Source organism: Proteus sp. NMG38-2 (genome assembly GCF_020640995.1).
Taxonomy (GTDB): domain Bacteria; phylum Pseudomonadota; class Gammaproteobacteria; order Enterobacterales; family Enterobacteriaceae; genus Proteus.
In genome coordinates, this window is sequence record NZ_CP085481.1 from 866,002 (window position 1) to 883,248 (window position 17,247).

15 protein-coding genes are annotated in these 17,247 nt (G+C 40.1%); 2 read left to right on the forward strand and 13 right to left on the reverse strand.

The window, feature by feature from the left end; translation table 11 throughout:
• Positions 1 to 161: 161 nt before the first annotated feature.
• Both dsdX and LG402_RS04050 read left to right on the forward strand, forming a co-directional pair.
• A complete protein-coding gene (dsdX, locus tag LG402_RS04045) occupies positions 162 to 1,499 on the forward strand; it encodes a D-serine transporter DsdX (RefSeq protein WP_109407932.1) in 1,338 nt (445 codons plus the stop codon).
• Between the two features lie 12 nt (positions 1,500 to 1,511).
• A complete protein-coding gene (locus LG402_RS04050) occupies positions 1,512 to 2,840 on the forward strand; it encodes a D-serine ammonia-lyase (protein ID WP_109407931.1) in 1,329 nt (442 codons plus the stop codon).
• A gap of 243 nt (positions 2,841 to 3,083) precedes the next feature.
• Here LG402_RS04050 and fbpC read toward each other — a convergent pair whose 3' ends face one another.
• The 13 genes from fbpC to dksA all read right to left on the reverse strand — a co-directional run bounded on the left by fbpC (position 3,084) and on the right by dksA (position 17,182).
• Positions 3,084 to 4,124 carry a ferric ABC transporter ATP-binding protein gene (gene fbpC / locus LG402_RS04055; RefSeq protein ID WP_166539529.1) on the reverse strand — a complete coding sequence of 347 codons (1,041 nt, stop codon included), beginning with the start codon at positions 4,122 to 4,124 and terminating at the stop codon, positions 3,084 to 3,086.
• A gap of 15 nt (positions 4,125 to 4,139) precedes the next feature.
• Entirely contained in the window at positions 4,140 to 6,218 is a 2,079-nt protein-coding gene (locus LG402_RS04060; protein WP_227336462.1) for an ABC transporter permease, read from the reverse strand.
• A 74-nt stretch (positions 6,219 to 6,292) separates the two neighbouring features.
• On the reverse strand, positions 6,293 to 7,324 hold the full coding sequence (locus LG402_RS04065; protein ID WP_109392034.1) for an ABC transporter substrate-binding protein: 1,032 nt from the start codon (positions 7,322 to 7,324) through the stop codon (positions 6,293 to 6,295).
• A 2-nt stretch (positions 7,325 to 7,326) separates the two neighbouring features.
• A complete protein-coding gene (uhpC, locus tag LG402_RS04070) occupies positions 7,327 to 8,664 on the reverse strand; it encodes an MFS transporter family glucose-6-phosphate receptor UhpC (protein WP_166539531.1) in 1,338 nt (445 codons plus the stop codon).
• An 82-nt stretch (positions 8,665 to 8,746) separates the two neighbouring features.
• Positions 8,747 to 10,303, reverse strand: a complete 1,557-nt coding sequence (locus tag LG402_RS04075; RefSeq protein ID WP_166539532.1) for an MASE1 domain-containing protein — start codon at positions 10,301 to 10,303, stop codon at positions 8,747 to 8,749.
• Position 10,304: 1 nt separating this feature from the next.
• Positions 10,305 to 10,937, reverse strand: coding sequence for a response regulator transcription factor (locus tag LG402_RS04080; protein ID WP_166539533.1), 633 nt, complete (start codon positions 10,935 to 10,937; stop codon positions 10,305 to 10,307).
• 226 nt (positions 10,938 to 11,163) lie between these two features.
• Entirely contained in the window at positions 11,164 to 11,544 is a 381-nt protein-coding gene (panD, locus tag LG402_RS04085) for an aspartate 1-decarboxylase (protein ID WP_036932765.1), read from the reverse strand.
• 32 nt (positions 11,545 to 11,576) lie between these two features.
• The gene (gene panC / locus LG402_RS04090; protein WP_227336463.1) at positions 11,577 to 12,428 is read right to left on the reverse strand and encodes a pantoate--beta-alanine ligase; all 852 of its coding nucleotides are present in this window, start codon (positions 12,426 to 12,428) and stop codon (positions 11,577 to 11,579) included.
• Between the two features lie 43 nt (positions 12,429 to 12,471).
• Positions 12,472 to 13,263, reverse strand: coding sequence for a 3-methyl-2-oxobutanoate hydroxymethyltransferase (gene panB / locus LG402_RS04095; RefSeq protein ID WP_227336464.1), 792 nt, complete (start codon positions 13,261 to 13,263; stop codon positions 12,472 to 12,474).
• 362 nt (positions 13,264 to 13,625) lie between these two features.
• Entirely contained in the window at positions 13,626 to 14,120 is a 495-nt protein-coding gene (gene folK, locus LG402_RS04100) for a 2-amino-4-hydroxy-6-hydroxymethyldihydropteridine diphosphokinase (RefSeq protein WP_227336465.1), read from the reverse strand.
• The gene (gene pcnB, locus LG402_RS04105) at positions 14,113 to 15,450 is read right to left on the reverse strand and encodes a polynucleotide adenylyltransferase PcnB (RefSeq protein ID WP_264484599.1); all 1,338 of its coding nucleotides are present in this window, start codon (positions 15,448 to 15,450) and stop codon (positions 14,113 to 14,115) included. Before pcnB ends, folK begins: the two co-directional genes overlap by 8 nt.
• 310 nt (positions 15,451 to 15,760) lie before the next feature.
• Positions 15,761 to 16,672 (reverse strand): tRNA glutamyl-Q(34) synthetase GluQRS, encoded by a 912-nt coding sequence (gluQRS, locus tag LG402_RS04110; protein WP_227336467.1) that lies wholly within the window; start codon positions 16,670 to 16,672, stop codon positions 15,761 to 15,763.
• 54 nt (positions 16,673 to 16,726) lie between these two features.
• On the reverse strand, positions 16,727 to 17,182 hold the full coding sequence (dksA, locus tag LG402_RS04115) for an RNA polymerase-binding protein DksA (protein WP_023580786.1): 456 nt from the start codon (positions 17,180 to 17,182) through the stop codon (positions 16,727 to 16,729).
• Between the last annotated feature and the right edge of the window lie 65 nt (positions 17,183 to 17,247).

A 17,247-nucleotide genomic window follows, 5' to 3' on the forward strand; every position in this document is an offset into this window, starting at 1 on the left:
GAAATACCATGCTATCACTCATCAAAATGTGATTATTTGTGCTTGAGATCACTTATTTGAGTTAATTGAATTCATCTTAGTGTAAATTTTCATCATTTGTAAGTGCCGAATGATTAATATTCAATATGTTTAACAATAAATAAAAGATTTGGGATGGATATATGGATTCAACATTATGGGTACTAGGTACTCTTATAATTAGTATCTTGCTCATTGTTTTTACTATAATAAAACTTAAGTTTCATCCGTTTCTAGCCTTACTGTTGGCCAGCTTCTTTGTCGGTACTGCTATGAAGATGAACCCTTTAGAAATGGTGAATGCGATTGAAAATGGTATTGGCGGTACACTCGGATTTTTAGCAGCAATTATCGGTTTAGGTACTATTCTTGGTAAAATGATGGAAATATCAGGTGCCGCAGAACGCATCGGTATTACATTGCAAAAGTGTCGTTGGTTATCTCCAGACGTTATTATGGTATTAGTTGGTCTTATTTGTGGTATTACACTTTTTGTTGAAGTTGGTGTGGTATTGCTTATTCCACTTGCTTTCTCTATTGCGAAAAAAACAAATACATCATTATTAAAATTAGCCATCCCTTTATGTACAGCATTAATGGCTGTTCATTGCATTGTTCCTCCTCATCCAGCCGCACTGTTTGTTACTAATGAATTGGGCGCAGATATGGGAACCGTGATTGTTGCAGGTCTTGCTGTTGGTTTAGCTGCTTCATTAGTCGGTGGCCCGTTATTCTTAAAAGTATTAGGTGAGCGTTTGCCGTTTAAAACCGTACCTGAAGAATTTTCAGATATGGAAGTTCGTGAAGAAAAAGATTTACCTTCACTCGGCGCTACTCTTTTTACAGTATTATTGCCAATTGTTCTGATGTTGATAAAAACAGCTGCAGAATTAAATATGACAAAAGGTACTTCGCTTTATACTGCATTACAGTTTATTGGTAACCCAATTACTGCGATGTTTATTGCTGCTTTTGTCGCTTATTATGTTTTAGGTATTCGCCGTAATATGGGCATGAATATCTTATTGAAGAAAACAGAAGATAGTTTTAGCTCTATTGCCAATATCTTATTAATCATTGGTGCTGGTGGTGCTTTTAATGGCATCCTAAAAGGCAGTGGTTTAAGTGAATCTTTAGCATTAATTCTTTCTAACTTGGACATGCATCCTATTTTATTGGCTTGGTTGGTCGCCATTATTCTTCATGCTGCTGTTGGTTCTGCAACGGTTGCAATGATGGGGGCTACTGCAATTGTTGCACCATTAATGCCTTTATACCCAGACATTAGCCCTGAAATTATTACCTTAGCGATTGGTTCAGGTGCTATTGGTTGTACCATCGTCACAGACTCACTGTTTTGGTTAGTGAAACAGTATTGTAATGCAACTTTAAGTGAAACTTTTCGTTTTTACAGTGTCGCGACCTTTATTGCCTCCTTTGTCGCATTAGGCGGTACATTTATGCTTTCTTTTGTCATATAAAAGAGAACGACTATGAGCCATATAGATATAAATAAACTAATAAGTAATTTTCCACTAGTTCGTGACTTAGTGGACTTAAAAGAAGTGGTTTGGTTTAACCCAAAAGTGACCACCACTGACCAGGGACTTCCATATGTTGGTTTAACGCAAGATGACGTAATTGATGCACAAGCACGGTTACAACGTTTTGCACCTTATTTAGCTAAAGCATTTCCAGAAACAGCGGTTACTCAAGGAATTATCGAATCAGAAGTGGTTGATATTCCTAAGATGAAAGTTGCTCTTGAAAAGCGTTATAACACAACCATTAGCGGTCAGTTGCGTTTGAAAAAGGATAGCCATTTACCGATTTCAGGTTCAATTAAAGCGCGAGGTGGAATTTATGAAGTATTAACGCACGCGGAGAAATTGGCAATAAACGCAGGATTACTGAGTACAGATGATAATTATGAAAAATTATTCTCTGATGAATTCCGTAAATTCTTTAGCCAATACAGTATCGCAGTTGGTTCAACAGGCAACTTAGGTATGTCTATTGGGATCATGAGTGCGAAATTAGGCTTTAGTGTAAGCGTTCATATGTCTGCTGATGCACGTCAGTGGAAAAAAGACAAATTACGTTCCCATGGCGTTAATGTTGTTGAATATGAACAAGATTACAGTATTGCTGTAGAAGAAGGTCGTAAACAAGCAGAAAAAGATCCTAACTGTTTCTTTATTGATGATGAAAACTCAAAAACCTTATTCTTGGGTTATGCCGTTGCCGGATTACGTTTGAAACGTCAATTTGAAGAACAAGGTGTTCGTGTTGATAGTGAACATCCTCTGTTTGTTTATCTGCCTTGTGGTGTTGGTGGTGGTCCTGGTGGTGTTGCGTTTGGGCTAAAGCTGGCATTTGGTGATGCTGTGCACTGTTTATTTGCTGAGCCAACACATTCACCTTGTATGTTATTGGGGGTTTATACCCAGTTACATGAAGGTATTTCAGTACAAGAAATTGGTATCGACAACGTGACTGCTGCTGATGGTCTGGCTGTTGGTCGCGCATCAGGCTTCGTGGGGCGTGCAATGGAGCGCTTAATTGATGGTTATTACACTATTGATGATCAAGAGCTTTATGACTTGCTAAGTCTGTTAAATAAAGAAGAAGGAATTAAGTTAGAACCTTCGGCATTAGCTGGAATGGCAGGAGCTGTACATGTCACTCAAGCTAAAGATTATCTGCAAGGTTTATCACTAGACAGTCAAAAAATGCAAAATGCAACGCATTTAGTATGGGCTACAGGTGGTGGTATGGTTCCTGCAGATGAAATGCAAAAATATCTCGCTCAAGGAAAATAGAGCGTAGATCCGGGACGATAAGGTTTGTTTTTTATCGTTCCATATAAAATAAAAGGGAGTAGTGCGAGTATCCAATAATTATTATATAAAACAATAATATAGTAACAATGGATTAAACCAAGTGTTACATCAAACATTCACACCAGGATGTCACACCAGGGGAAAATGTCGTAGTATTATAATCATAAAAAAAGAGGCACCCATTGGGTGCCTCGCTTATTTTTATGCTATTCAATATTATGTTTATTCTAAAATAAACATGCCATAAGGATGAATTTGGAGGTAATAACTATCACCGACATTTGGTTGAAGCTGTGTGGCATTGACTTGTAATAGCAAAGTCTGATTTTGCCATTCGACGGTTACCTCATACTGAGGCCCCATATAAGCCACATGCACGATTTTACATTGCTGGCAGGCATCGCCTTGTTGAGATAAGGTGATAGCCTCTGGTCTAACTCCAACTCTAACGTCTGTTTTAGTGGTGTTAAATGTATCTGGCTTTGGTAGACGATATTGGAAGATATCAACATAATCAGGGCCTAATGTTGCTGGGAATAAGTTTGCATCTCCCATAAAGCTGGCCATAAATTCAGAAGCCGGTTGGCGATAAAGAGTTTGTGGTGAGCCTAATTGCATTATCTTGCCTTTATTCATCACCAATACCATATCAGAAACCGCAAATGCTTCACTTTGATCATGGGTTACGTAAAGAGAAGTGATATTAAACTGTTGTTGTAATTCACGAATTTTCTCTCTCATGCTACGACGTAAATTAGCATCAAGGTTACTCAGAGGTTCATCAAAAAGCAGTACTTTCGGTTTTAAAATTAAGGCGCGAGCTAATGCAACTCGTTGTTGTTGGCCGCCTGAAATTTGGTCAACAAAACGATCTTCAAAGCCGGCTAAATCCACCAGCTCTAAGGCTTCAGTCACTCGTTGTTTTATTTCTGCTTTAGGGCGCCCAAGCATTTTTAAGCCATAACCAATGTTTTCCCCTAATGACATATGAGGGAAAAGGGCATAAGACTGAAACACCATACAGATATCACGTTGTTGAATTGAGCGTTCAGTGACATCTTCACCATCAATAAAGATCTTACCTTCTGTCGGTTTTTCTAACCCAGCAACTAAACGTAAAACGGTTGTTTTACCACAGCCAGAAGGTCCTAATAATGAAACCATTTTTCCTTGTGGAATAGACAAGCTGAGATCTTCAATAACTGTGTTAGAGCCAAAACGCTTAATAACATTTTTCAGTTCAACGAAATGTTGTTGTGTCATGATTTATACTCCGTATTACTGTGCATTTTTGGCTTTAGAGCGTGAAACACGGGCTTCGCCAATCAAATAGTCAAATAAGAAAATAATTGCCAACATGACGACGATTAAAATCGAGCCGTAGGCAATTGCGACACCGTATTCACCATCTTCAACACGGTTTAAAATATAAGCAGTTGCAACACGTGTATCTGGTGTAACAAGGAAAACAATGGCACTGACTGTGGTAATTGCACGCACAAAGCTATAAATCAGCGCAGACAAAATAGCTGGGCGCAATAACGGTAATAGCACATAGAAAATCGTTCTCATTGAATTTGCTCTTAAGCTTAAAGAGGCTTCATCCAGCGATTTATCAATTTGGCCTAATCCCGCAATACCTGCACGTATCCCTACTGGCACATTACGCATTGTCATAGAGATAATCACAATCGCCGCAGTACCTGTTAAATAGAACGGTGAGTCGTTAAACGCAAGAATATAAGAGACACCCGCAACAGTCCCTGGTACAGCGAAACAAAGCATTGTTGTGAACTCAATACTTTTCTTACCTTTAAAGTCTTGGCGCACGACGATATAGGCGATTAACAATCCAAGAATGGCTGTAATAGGCGCAGCAATACCTGCATATAACAAGGTATCCAACAATGAAGGCCATGCACCGTCACTCATTCCTTGACCAAATAACTTGATAAAGTTATCAAGGGTTAAGGTGTAATCAACACCCCAGTTAACGGTAAAGCTACCGTAGAAAATACTGCCATATAAGAAGATATTAAACACAACCCAAATGCCAAGAACAGTTGTTACAAATGCAATCAAAGACGATGGCAAAGGTTGAACATCACCACGATAGGATTTTCCTGATACGGTGACGTAAGAGCGTTTACCAATCCACATATACTGTACGCAGAACACTAATAGTGAGAAAACTAACAGTGACGCACCTAATGTACTGGCTGATTGATAATCTAATTGAGAACCTGTGATATAGAAATAAATCTGTGTGGCGATAACGTCAAAGTTACCCCCTAAAACCAATGGGTTACTGAAGTCAGCAAGAGATTGCACAATCACAATTAAAAATGCATTGGCTAACGCGGGCTTAAGTAACGGCATAAAGACGTTAAAGAAGGTTTGATAACGGTTGGCTCTTAAGGTGTAAGACGCTTCTTCTAATGAAGGATGAATGGTTTTAATGGCACCGTCTAAAATCATAAACGACATTGGGGTAAAGGCGAGAACTTGGGCCAACCAAATCCCTGTAAAGCCGTATAACCAGTTGGTATTTTCAAGCCCTGTATAAGTGGCAAGAAACTCTGTCACATAACCAGAGCGCCCCATCATAAGTGTGACCCCTAAACCGACAACAAAAGGAGGTGTTACGATAGGTAAGATAGAAAAGACTCGACCAATAATGGCTGATCGCACCGCAATACGAGATGTATAAATTGCTAGAATTAAACCAAAGAAAGTACAACCTATCCCCACAGCAATAGAGAGCATTATGGAGTTGAGCATCACTTGTACAATATGAGCTTGGCTTAAGATAGCAATAAATTCAAATGGAGCGAAATTGCCTGCGCTATCTTTAAACATCGGAATAAAAATAGCGATACTAGGAAAGATAATAAAAGCGCCAATCAGTGCAACAACGGCTATCAAAGAACCAATAACAAAGCTATCACCACCAAGCCATTCCAAGCGTGTTAAGGCGGTTTTCATGATCATTCCCAGAGAAATAAAGAGGATGATCGCAGAGTAACCTAAACCTCGTCCTTCAAGCGTTGCACTAACTATCGTAATAACAGCACAAAGTAAGGCAAAACTTGCATCAAAATAGTGGCGAGAACGAACCTCACGCTTAGGTTCGTTTAATGAACGAAAGAGCAGTAAACTTGGTAATACAAACCAGAGCCAACTGATATTGATACTACTCCAACCGTAAGAGGTGATTAATTCATCTGCTGTAGAATCTAAAAGACCGTAATCAAGGCTCCATGACGGCAGTAACGCAAAAGCCATCCAAGCAATTAGGATCCATAAAAATATGGGATCCCGCCTCTTTTTTTCAGGTAAAGCGAGTGTGTGAGACATAAATCCCCCGAGAGTAAATGTATTTATTATTATGTGAAAAAGAGAGCGAGAGATTATCTCGCTCTGTTAATGAGCTATTTACCCATTTTTACTTCGGTTACCCACTTATTAATCAACTCTTTACGCACTTCACTATCGCCATATTTATCCATGTCGTAGTTGATGAGTTTTAAGTCTGATAATTTCAGTGCCATTGGTGAAGACTCTGCAGAGGTATTCGTTAGGATTTGGTAAGATTTACCTTCTTTCCAACTAATTTCTTGCGCTTCTTTTGAGAGTGTCCAATCTACGAATAATTTAGCATTATCCATATTACGGGCATTTTTGATGATACTGACACCACCGATTTCATAGCCTGTACCTTCACAAGGTGAAATCAATTCAAGCGGTGCACCATTTTCAACTTCTAATGAGTAATCATGTAAGAAACCAATACCAATGGCGGCTTCACCACGAGCTGCATTTCGCGCTGGGGCAATACCTGATTTGGTGTATTGAGAGATATTAGTATTGATTTTCTTCAGATAATCAAAGGCTTGTTCAGTGCCCCATAACTGGTCAAAGGTTGCCAGTGCGGTATAAGCAGTTCCTGAACTTTGTGGATCGGCGATTTGAATTTCACCTTTATACTCAGGTTTGATTAAATCTTTCCAACAAGTTGGAATAGCAATCCCTTTTTCTTTTAAGCGATCTTTATTTACGCCGAAGCCTAAGATACCGACATAAACCGCAGAAGAGTAGTTACCTTTGCGTTTAGCTGGATCACGAAACTGCGGCATTATCTGATCAAGATTTGGTGAAACATAAGGTTCTAACAGATCCATTTCACCTGCTTGAGAGTGAGGGTCCATCGTTCCACCATACCAAACATCAGCTTGTGGGTTACGTTTTTCAGCTTCAATTTTAGCTAAAGTACTTCCCGAACCATTACGAACGAAAGTTGTTTTAACATCATATTTTTCGGCAAAGGCTTTTGTTTCAGCTTCACACATTGCATTTGTCGCACTACAGTAAACCACTAAGCGACCTGCAGCGTGGGTTGATAAGCTAACAGCAGAAAGTGCCAGACCTGCAGCAACAAGTGTAGAGAGGGTTTTCAATTTCATGTTCAGAACCTTTTAAATGTGTCGTCATCGGAAAATGAAAGAGGGCCTACTAAATGCTCTTGTTTGCTGACATCAGCAATCAACAATGGCATTAGCAGTAGTCCCATTAAGGCCGCAGCACTGGTTAATAATGCAAACATCCCAGTCCAACCATAATGCGCCATGACCTGACTTAATGGCCAACCTGCCATTGCAGCTCCTAAGTAAGCATACAATCCCAAGTAGCCAGTTACCGTGCCTGCTGCGTTTTTATGGCAATATTCTGTTGCAGCAAGCCCGATTAACATCTGTGGTCCGAACACGAAGAAACCGATACTAAAAAAACAGGCTGCGAGTAGTGCATAATGATGAATTGGAATTAACCAAAGCGCTGCCACTGCGGTAAAAAGTCCGAGTGAAAACAGCAATATCATTGGTGCTCGTTGGCCTCGGAATAAGAGATCCGAGCCCCAACCTGAACATAGCGCCCCTAATAAACCCCCCACTTCAAACAAAGAGAGAATGGCATTAGCACTTAATAAGTTGGCGCCATGTGTTTCTGATAACCAGATATTTCCCCAATCGTTAATCGCCATACGTATGAGATAAACCAAAATATAGGAAAAACCCAGTAACCAAATCATTCGGTTAAATAAAATGCTCTCTTTCAAAATAGTTAGCATGGGTTTAGGGGGAGAAGCCTGCTCTTGACGTAATTCAAAAACATCTCGTCGCCACACGCCCACTGTAGGAAGCCCTTCCTCTGCGGGAGTACCTTTTAATCGCACACACAGCCACAGCCCGATGATAATGCCGATAATACCGGGAACAAGCAGTGCGACTTGCCAACTATAATGCGTCGCTAGCCACGCAGTTAAAATGGGAAGACTCATCCCGCCAAGGTTGATTGAGATATTCCATAATCCCCACCAGAAACCACGTTCATTGCGTGAATACCAGTGTGTTAATAACCTTGCACAAGGAGGCCAGCCAAATCCTTGAAAGAAACCATTTAGTGCCCAGACCAAAAGCAGTGCAGGAAACGAAAGGCAATAGGCAAAAATAATATTCATAATGCCTGTCATCACTAATCCCACACCCATAAACCAGCGGTATCCCCATTTATCATGGAAAATACCGGAAACAAATTTAGATAAGCCGTAAGTGAGATAAAAAAGGCTGGCTATCCAACCGATATCTCCTTTATCTAAATTCAATTCAACCTGCATAACGGGCATAACAAAGTTGACGCTTTTACGTGTGAGATAGAAAGTGGCATAACCGATAATCATCGACAGCATTAAGTTTTTGCGCCAAAAGTTATAGGTCTTATTTATTGATGCCGAATTTTTACCTGACATAACATCCTCTTTGATGTTGCAAATGTAAAAAAAATGTCGCGAAAAAGAATGAGATAAGGTTGTAGATGACTAAGACTTATTCTTAGTTTTCACTGTTTTCTTTTGAATTTGTGGGTAAGTTAACAATTATTTTCGTACCGTGATGATTTATCACTTCCCATTCTCCGCCTAAAGCGCGAATGCGTTCTTCAATGCCACGTAATCCAAAACCGCTACTTTGTTGTGTTGATAATGATGTGGGGAGCATACCAATGCCATTATCGCTAATGATCAGTCGTAGACGGTTTTTGCTTTGGGTTAACGAAACTTCAATATAGGTTGCATTGGCATGTTTACTAATATTATTTAATAACTCTTGTACCAAACGATAGAGGGTAAAAATTATAGTTTCGTTTTCAGGCTCTTTATCTAATGAATAATTAAAATTACAGGTGATGCCATTGTCATTGAAGGCAAATTCGTTGATTAAATGGTGCAGGGCTTTTTCAAGAGACATTTCTTCTAAAACAGGGGGACGCAATTGCCGGAGTAGTTGACGTGTAGATTGATGAATTTGTAATGCCAGACGTTCTATTTGTTCACCAGTTTGTCGCGTTTTATCGTTATTGGCTGTTTTCTTCATTAGCATTGATTGAATTTGGATTGCGGTAATATTTTGTCCAATTTCATCATGTAACTCGCGTGCAATCGCTTTTTTCACATCTTCTTCGGTATGAACCAATTGCTCCATCAATTCACGTCTGGCTTGAAGTTCTTGCTCTAGGCGTAATCGATAATGACGTAAATTATGGGCTAATTGCTGTTGGCGACTTATTGCTATCCCTAAACCAATACCAATAATAGCTTGAGTGGTTAAGAACATTTCTAATTCACGTAAGTCATTAAATGCGCCGTTTACTTGGCGAGCAAAGGTAATAATTAAACTTCCGAGTAATGCCGATAATACGCCACCTTGCCAACCATAACGGTAGGCCATAAAGACGTTAGGAATAAAAACGAGAATAACTAATAAGCGCTCTATTTCTGGTGTTAAAAAAAACTGTGCGCTTAATCCAATAAGGCAAAATAGAAATCCCCACATTAATAATGATGTTCTTAACGGAGGATCAGGTGTTCCATCAGAAATTAACGCTCGACTTTGTAATTCACGAAGATATTCATAAAGTAAAAAAACAAAAGGTGCGAGTAATATGCCACCGGTGACTGAGGTCAGAAAAATTCCGCTGGTGGTATTAATAAAAAAGCCAAGAATAAAGGCTTGTAACAGACTATTAAAGCCAACAGCGCCAATTAACAAGGTTAAGCGTTGCCAGTAGAGTGGATACCGCCACCAAATACGTTGAACTTCTAAGGCGATAATTAGGCTTAATAATGGAGAAAGATAAATAATAGCATGGGTAATTAATTGCTCTTGCGTTAGCCAGTAATAAAGCCCCCATTCAGCGAATAACATCGGTAGCCAAAAGCGCCGCCAAAGTAAAATAATCAAGGCTAATCGCAGACCTTGCGGTAAGAAAAGGGCAGCTTGTTGCCCATTTTTACTTAAATAGAAACCAATCACCCAAAGTGATAGCCAAAGTAAAGAGTAGGTGAGTAATAAAAAGAGGGATTGAAGAAGAAAACGCAGTCCTCTTTTCATATTACAGCGATCCTGTGATCAACTGATTTTTTAAGGCGAAGTGGACTAAATCGATGGTTGTTTCACAGTCTAATTTACCCAGTACATTAGCACGATGAACGTGTACAGTTTTATGGCTAAGATTAAGTTGTACAGCAATTGTTTTGACATTAACGCCTTGGACTAAAAGGTTGAAAATTTCTCTTTCCCGGGGCGTTAATGTATGCAAAGCATCTTCTTTCTCAGGGGTATGTCGTAATGCTTTCATAGCATCAGAGCAAAGATAACAGCCACCTTGATGTACAGCGCGTACTGCTTGCACTAATTCTTCGGGGCCACAACGCTTTGTTAAATAACCACGAGCACCTGAATCAAGTGCGCTTTGAACAAAGGCTGGGGTATCATAAATACTTAAAATGATCGTGCGAAAATCCGGACGTTTTTGTTTTAAACGGCTTTGTAGTTGTAAACCACTTTCACCCGGCATAGAGAGATCCATGACGGCAACATCAATATCATCATGCGCTAAATAAGGCCATGCTTCTTGCCCATTAGAATACTCACCCACAATGTGAATATCGGGTTCTAGCATGAGGAGTTGTGCAAAACCAGAGCGCACAACAATGTGATCATCTACTAAAGCAACTTTTATCATAATTTTTTATTAGTCAGAGAGTAGTCAGATAATACTTATCTGATTTATAACAAGCTACAGGAAGATAAGCGAGGAAAAACGGAGAAGAAACCCGGTTTTGAATCTTATATCTCGTTTTTCACAAGGTGAATCGTGACAAGCAGATAATAACAATAGGTTGTTTATTGTTCTTGTTTCCCATAAGCAGGGAACCTCTGCCTATGGGAAATGGGTAATATTTTATTAATTAAGCAACTTGAACCGGCACAGCTTTGGCTATGCGCTTCATTTCATTGTTGTCTTCAAAATACGCAATATTGGGTTTATGGCTACGCGCATCACTATCAGGAATTTGCACATAAGAGCAAATAATTAAGCGATCGCCAACGGCGGCTTTACGCGCAGCTGCACCATTGACTGAAATAATTCGTGAGCCTCTTTCCGCACAAATTGCGTAAGTTGAAAAGCGTTCACCATTATCTACGTTATAAATATCAATCGCTTCATTTTCCAGAATACCAGCGGCATCCATAAAATCCTGATCAATCGCGCAAGAGCCTTCATAATGAAGATCGGCTTGTGTCACTTTTACGCGATGAAGTTTGCCTTGTAACATAGTGCGTAGCATTGTTGTGTTTCCTATTTTTCTAATGATGAGTATTAAATAAGATTAACCTGCAGGTTATCAATAAGGCGAGTATTACCTAGCCATACAGCCATTAAAATAACCGCGTGGCGACTTTCTTCCGTTAATGGCGTGAGTGTATCTGCATCACAAATAAAACACTCATCAGCACGAAAACCTTGTTGCTCTAAGGTATTTTTTGCATTTTGAAGTAGCTGATTAACATCATGGTTGCCTGACTTTAATTGTTCAGCAATTTCTTGCATTGCTTGATAAAGTGCAGGGGCTTGCTGTTTTTCTTTGTCAGATAATAGGCGATTACGTGAACTTAGCGCTAACCCATTTTTGTCACGTACAATAGCAACAGGAATGATGCTGATATCCATACATAAATCACTTACCATCTTCTTGATAATTTGCAGTTGTTGGAAATCTTTTTCACCAAACATCGCAATATCAGGTTGTACAAGATTAAAGAGCTTACTAACAACCGTTGTAACACCACGGAAATGACCAGGACGGCTTGCACCCTCCAATACTGTAGAAAGTACAGGCACATCAACCGTTGTTTGGTTTTCCATGCCATGTGGATACATCTCTTTCGCTGAAGGAGCGAAAATAATATCGACATTTTTATCGCGGAGTAATTCGCAATCTTCTTGTAAGGTGCGAGGATAATTTGCTAAGTCCGCTTCTCTATCAAATTGAAGTGGGTTAACAAAAATAGATGTGATAACCACATCTGCATGAAGACGGGCTTCTTCAATTAATTTCAGGTGGCCTTCATGAAGATTACCCATTGTTGGAACCAATGCAATGCGTTTACCTTCTTGCTTTAATCGCTTGATTTCTCTGCGTAAGATAAGCGTAGTTTCAATAATTAGCACGGCGTGACTCCTTTAAACGATGTTTATAAATTGAAATGATAAATCAGTTAAATGAATGTTGTTCTTGTGGAAATAGGCCTTGTTCTACTTGCTGAACATAAAGGCTAACAGCTCCTTTTAGTGAGCCGGCCTCTTGTAAAAAATCTTTTGAGAACTTAGGTGCTTGAGGTGTCAGGCCTAATAAATCATGCATAACAAGAATTTGTCCATCAGTAACATTCCCAGCACCGATACCAATAACTGGCATCGTTAGCGCGTCTGTAATCGCTTTTGCGAGAGCCACTGGAACACATTCTAATACAGTCAGTTGCGCACCAGCCTCTTCAAGAGCGATAGCATCTTGCTTTAATTGCTCTGCCGCATCGCTCTCTCTTCCTTGAACTTTATAGCCACCAAATACGTTAACAGATTGAGGTGTTAATCCTAAATGAACACAGACGGGAACTGCACGTTCTGTCAGCATTTTAACAGTAGGAATTAGCCAACTTCCTCCTTCGATTTTTACCATATTCGCACCTGCTTGCATCAAAATACCAGCAGTAAGGCAAGCTTGTTCTGGGGTTGAATAAGACATAAATGGCATATCAGCAATTAAAAAAGCGTTCGGCACACCAGCTCTAACACAACGTGTGTGATAAGCGATTTGTTCAACCGTAACCGGTAATGTACTGCTATGGCCTTGTAGCGTCATTCCCAATGAATCACCAATAAGCATGGCCTGAATACCCTCTTGTGCGAAAAGGCGAGCAAAACTTGCATCATAAGCGGTGATCGTAGCGAATTTTTTCTTTTCTTGCTTATAGCGATTTAGTGTTGAAAGCGTTGTGGGTTTCATTATAACAAACTCCATCATTGTTGGTTTTTTGTGTGCAGATAAAATAAAATGCTTCACATAATTATTTGTTTATTAAGAAGATTTTTAAATCATCAATATAAAGCCGCTTTCGATTGTAGCATTTAAGGGCTAAAAACGAAGAAAAAGTAATTAAGTGAGCAATAAAAAAGAATAATTAATAAGATAAAGTTATATATATCAATTGGTTATTGGTAGGGATAAAGCGACAATCACTCAAATAGCGAGGAGGTCATAAAGATGGGGTTATAATACAGTGAATGTGTAGCCGTGAGATAGAGGCTGATACCGTGTTTATTTTTTACAGTATCAACCTTTAGCTTTAATAGAGGATTTACGTGGTATCACCACTTTTCCATGCCATTTTCAGGCACTAAAGCTAATCTAGCTGCTAATAACTCACCATCAGGAAAGCGAAGGTCTGGTGCTAATTCAGCTAATGGGTAGAGCATAAATTCACGGACTTTTAGCCCGTAATGAGGCACGGTTAAACGCTCAGTTTGGATCACGTCATCACCAAATAACATGATATCGAGATCTAGCGTTCTAGGGCCCCAGCGGTTACCTTCTTTTCTAACTCGACCTTGTGCTAATTCAATCGCTTGAGTGTTATCAAGCAAGGTTTCTGGCGCCAAAGTTGTATCGACAGCAACGGCAACATTAAGAAAATCTGGTTGATCTTGTGGCCCCATAGGGCGAGTACGATACCAGGAAGATTGAGCAATCAGTGTGGTTTGTGGGATCTCACTGATTGCTTTAATTGCTGAATTTACCTGATCTTCAGGTGAATTCAAATTGCTACCTAAAATGATATAAACACGTTTTGTCTGTTTACTCATTATTGTTCTCTTGTCTTGATGCTGGCTTTGCACTTGGGTGGCGAGGACGCTTACGTGGACGAGGGCGTCTACGAACCGGTGCTTGACCTAATTCTGAGACCATTGAGCGTTGTTGTGTATTGTTAGAGGCTTGGAAATCTGCCCACCAACTCGCTAACGCTTCAAGTTCTGGATTACGTTGTACATTGGCACGTAATTCCAGTAAGTCGAACGCTGCACGGAATTTAGGGTGCTCAAGCAGTTTATTGGCACGACGACCTTGGCGTTTAGGTAAACGTTGCTGTAATTGCCAGATATCACGCATCATGGTGGTAATACGTTTTGGAATTGCAATCGTACGACATTGTTCATCTAAAATATCATTCATCGCCATAGCGAAAGAATCATAGTAAGAAAGACCACTTTCTTGGACTAATTTCTCTGCATGTTCGATTAATGGATACCACAACATTGCCGCAAATAAGAATGCCGGATTAACACGCATATCTTTATTAATACGATAGTCTGTATTTTTGAGAACTTGATCCAGCATTCTCTCCATCGGCGTATCATGTTGTTCTGTCATTTTTGATGCTATTAGCGGGAACAACGGCTCAAGCAACTGATGGCGACACATGAGTTTGTATGTTTTATAGCCTTGCCCTGTTTGTAATAATTTTAGTGACTCTTCAAAAAGGCGAGCCGATGGAATATTACGTAATAAAGGGGCGAGTCTGCTAATTGGCTCTGCGGTTTCAGGCGCAATTTGCATATCCAATTTGCTGGCAAAGCGAATGGCTCTAAGCATTCTGACGGGATCTTCGCGATAACGCGTTTCAGGATCGCCAATTAAACGAATAATGCCTGCTTTAAGATCCGCTAAACCGCCAACGTAATCACGTACAGCAAAATCATCAACACCGTAATAAAGGCTGTTTAATGTAAAGTCACGACGAATGGCATCTTCTTCAATGGAGCCAAAAATATTGTCGCGCAGTAACATGCCGCTTTGTGCTTGCTGTGATTGGTTGTTGTCTGAAATTTCATGATCTTCATGAGAGCCACGGAAAGTAGCCACTTCAATCACTTCAGGGCCAAACATGATATGTGCAAGGCGGAAACGACGACCGACTAAACGACTGTTGCGGAATAATCGACGTACATCCTCAGGGGTTGCATTTGTGGCAATATCAAAATCTTTTGGTTTTTTTCCCAGTAATAAGTCACGGACACCACCACCGACTAAATAAGCCTGAAAACCAGAATTATTTAGGCGATAAAGCACTTTTAATGTATTGTCACTGATGTCTTTACGTGAAATTGGGTGTTGATCTCTTGGGATCACTGTCATTGGCAAATCACTCCCGTTCGCCTTTTCTTTATTACTCTTTTTCTTACGGGGACGGTCTGCGGATATAGCAGGACGCCGACGCACAGGTTTCTGTGTTTCTTGTATTGGTCGGTCAGATGCAGTTGTGACTGGCCTTTCACTTGCTACCGGTTGTGTGTCTGATGACGTTGTTTGTCGCCCTAGCAGATTACGGCAGAAATGTGCTACTCGATTAAAAATATGACACCTCGAATAATAAATTCTAATAATTAAAAAAATTAAGCGGCTAATCATAGCCTACTGAACATTTTTTGAGAATGCTTTGTGTGGTTTATTCGTATCCTTGTTGCTGATGATTTTGTTTTAAAATCTCAGAAGGTGACCACTGTGCAGTCGCAATCTCTAACAATGATGCTAACGAATAATCCTGCCAGCCAGCAATAATCGGCTGATTAAGAAATTGTAAAGCATCGATAATGACGGGCCTTGGATCCGAATCTGGCAACGCATGCGCGTGATTTTGCTTCGATAATTTATTACCGTCATGATTTATTGCTAAAGGCAAATGAGCATAACGCGGAATAGGTAAATTCAGTTGTTTATGTAAACTGATTTGTCGCAATGTGGGATCAAGTAGATCAGCACCTCTCACCACTTCGGTCACACCTTGATAACTATCATCAATCACCGTCACTAGATTATACGCAAATAAGTTATTTTTTCTGTGAATAATCATATCTTCTAGTACGATAGATGTACTTTTAGAATAATAAGTACCTTGGATCATATCTTCAAAATGATAAACAGGGTGCTGCTGGATCAATCGCCATGCACTGTTTTTATCAAAAGGTGTATCGCTATTCGCTAATGGAGCGTGGTGACGACAATGATTATCATATACACCACCCAAATCATGTAAACGATGGCGGCTACACTGGCAGTGGTAGCAGACACCTTCTCGCCAAAGTGCAGACAGTATTTCATGATAAGCATCATGGCGTTGTGATTGATAAAGGATATCACCATCCCAAAACAATCCATAACGCTCTAATGTGCGAATAATTAAGGATGCCGTGCCGGGGGGTTCTCTAAGAGGGTCAATATCATCGATGCGAAGGAGCCAACGCCCGTGGTGTGCGCGAGCTTGAAGATAACTACCAAGTGCAGTAACCAATGAGCCAAAATGAAGTTGACCCGTTGGTGATGGCGCAAAACGCCCAATATAGTCTGTAATCTCGTGCATCGAAAGATTCAGATAAACGCCTCAACGTATCAGGTTGAGGCGTTGGCTCATCAATTAGCCAGCCATCTGCTTTTCACGGATTTCAGCTAATGTTTTACAGTCGATACATAAATCGGCGGTAGGGCGAGCTTCTAAACGGCGGATGCCGATTTCAACGCCACAAGATTCACAGAAGCCGAAGTCATCATCTTCAACTTTTTTCAGTGTTTTCTCGATTTTCTTAATGAGTTTACGTTCACGATCACGGTTACGCAGCTCAAGACTGAATTCTTCTTCTTGTGCAGCACGGTCAACGGGATCGGGGAAGTTTGCCGCCTCATCTTGCATATGAGTAACGGTGCGGTTGACTTCATCCCTGAGCTGATTGCGCCAAGATTCAAGTATTAGCTTAAAATGCGCTAATTGGGCTTCGTTCATGTACTCTTCGCCCGCTTTTTCCTGATATGGCTCAACGCCAGCAATAGCGAGAATGCTCATGGACGATGTTTTACGCTTTTGCCCTTCTTGCATAATGCTTCTCCTACATACGCATTTCTGAATAATCCCCACCTTCAAAACAGGAAGGGGAAAAAATA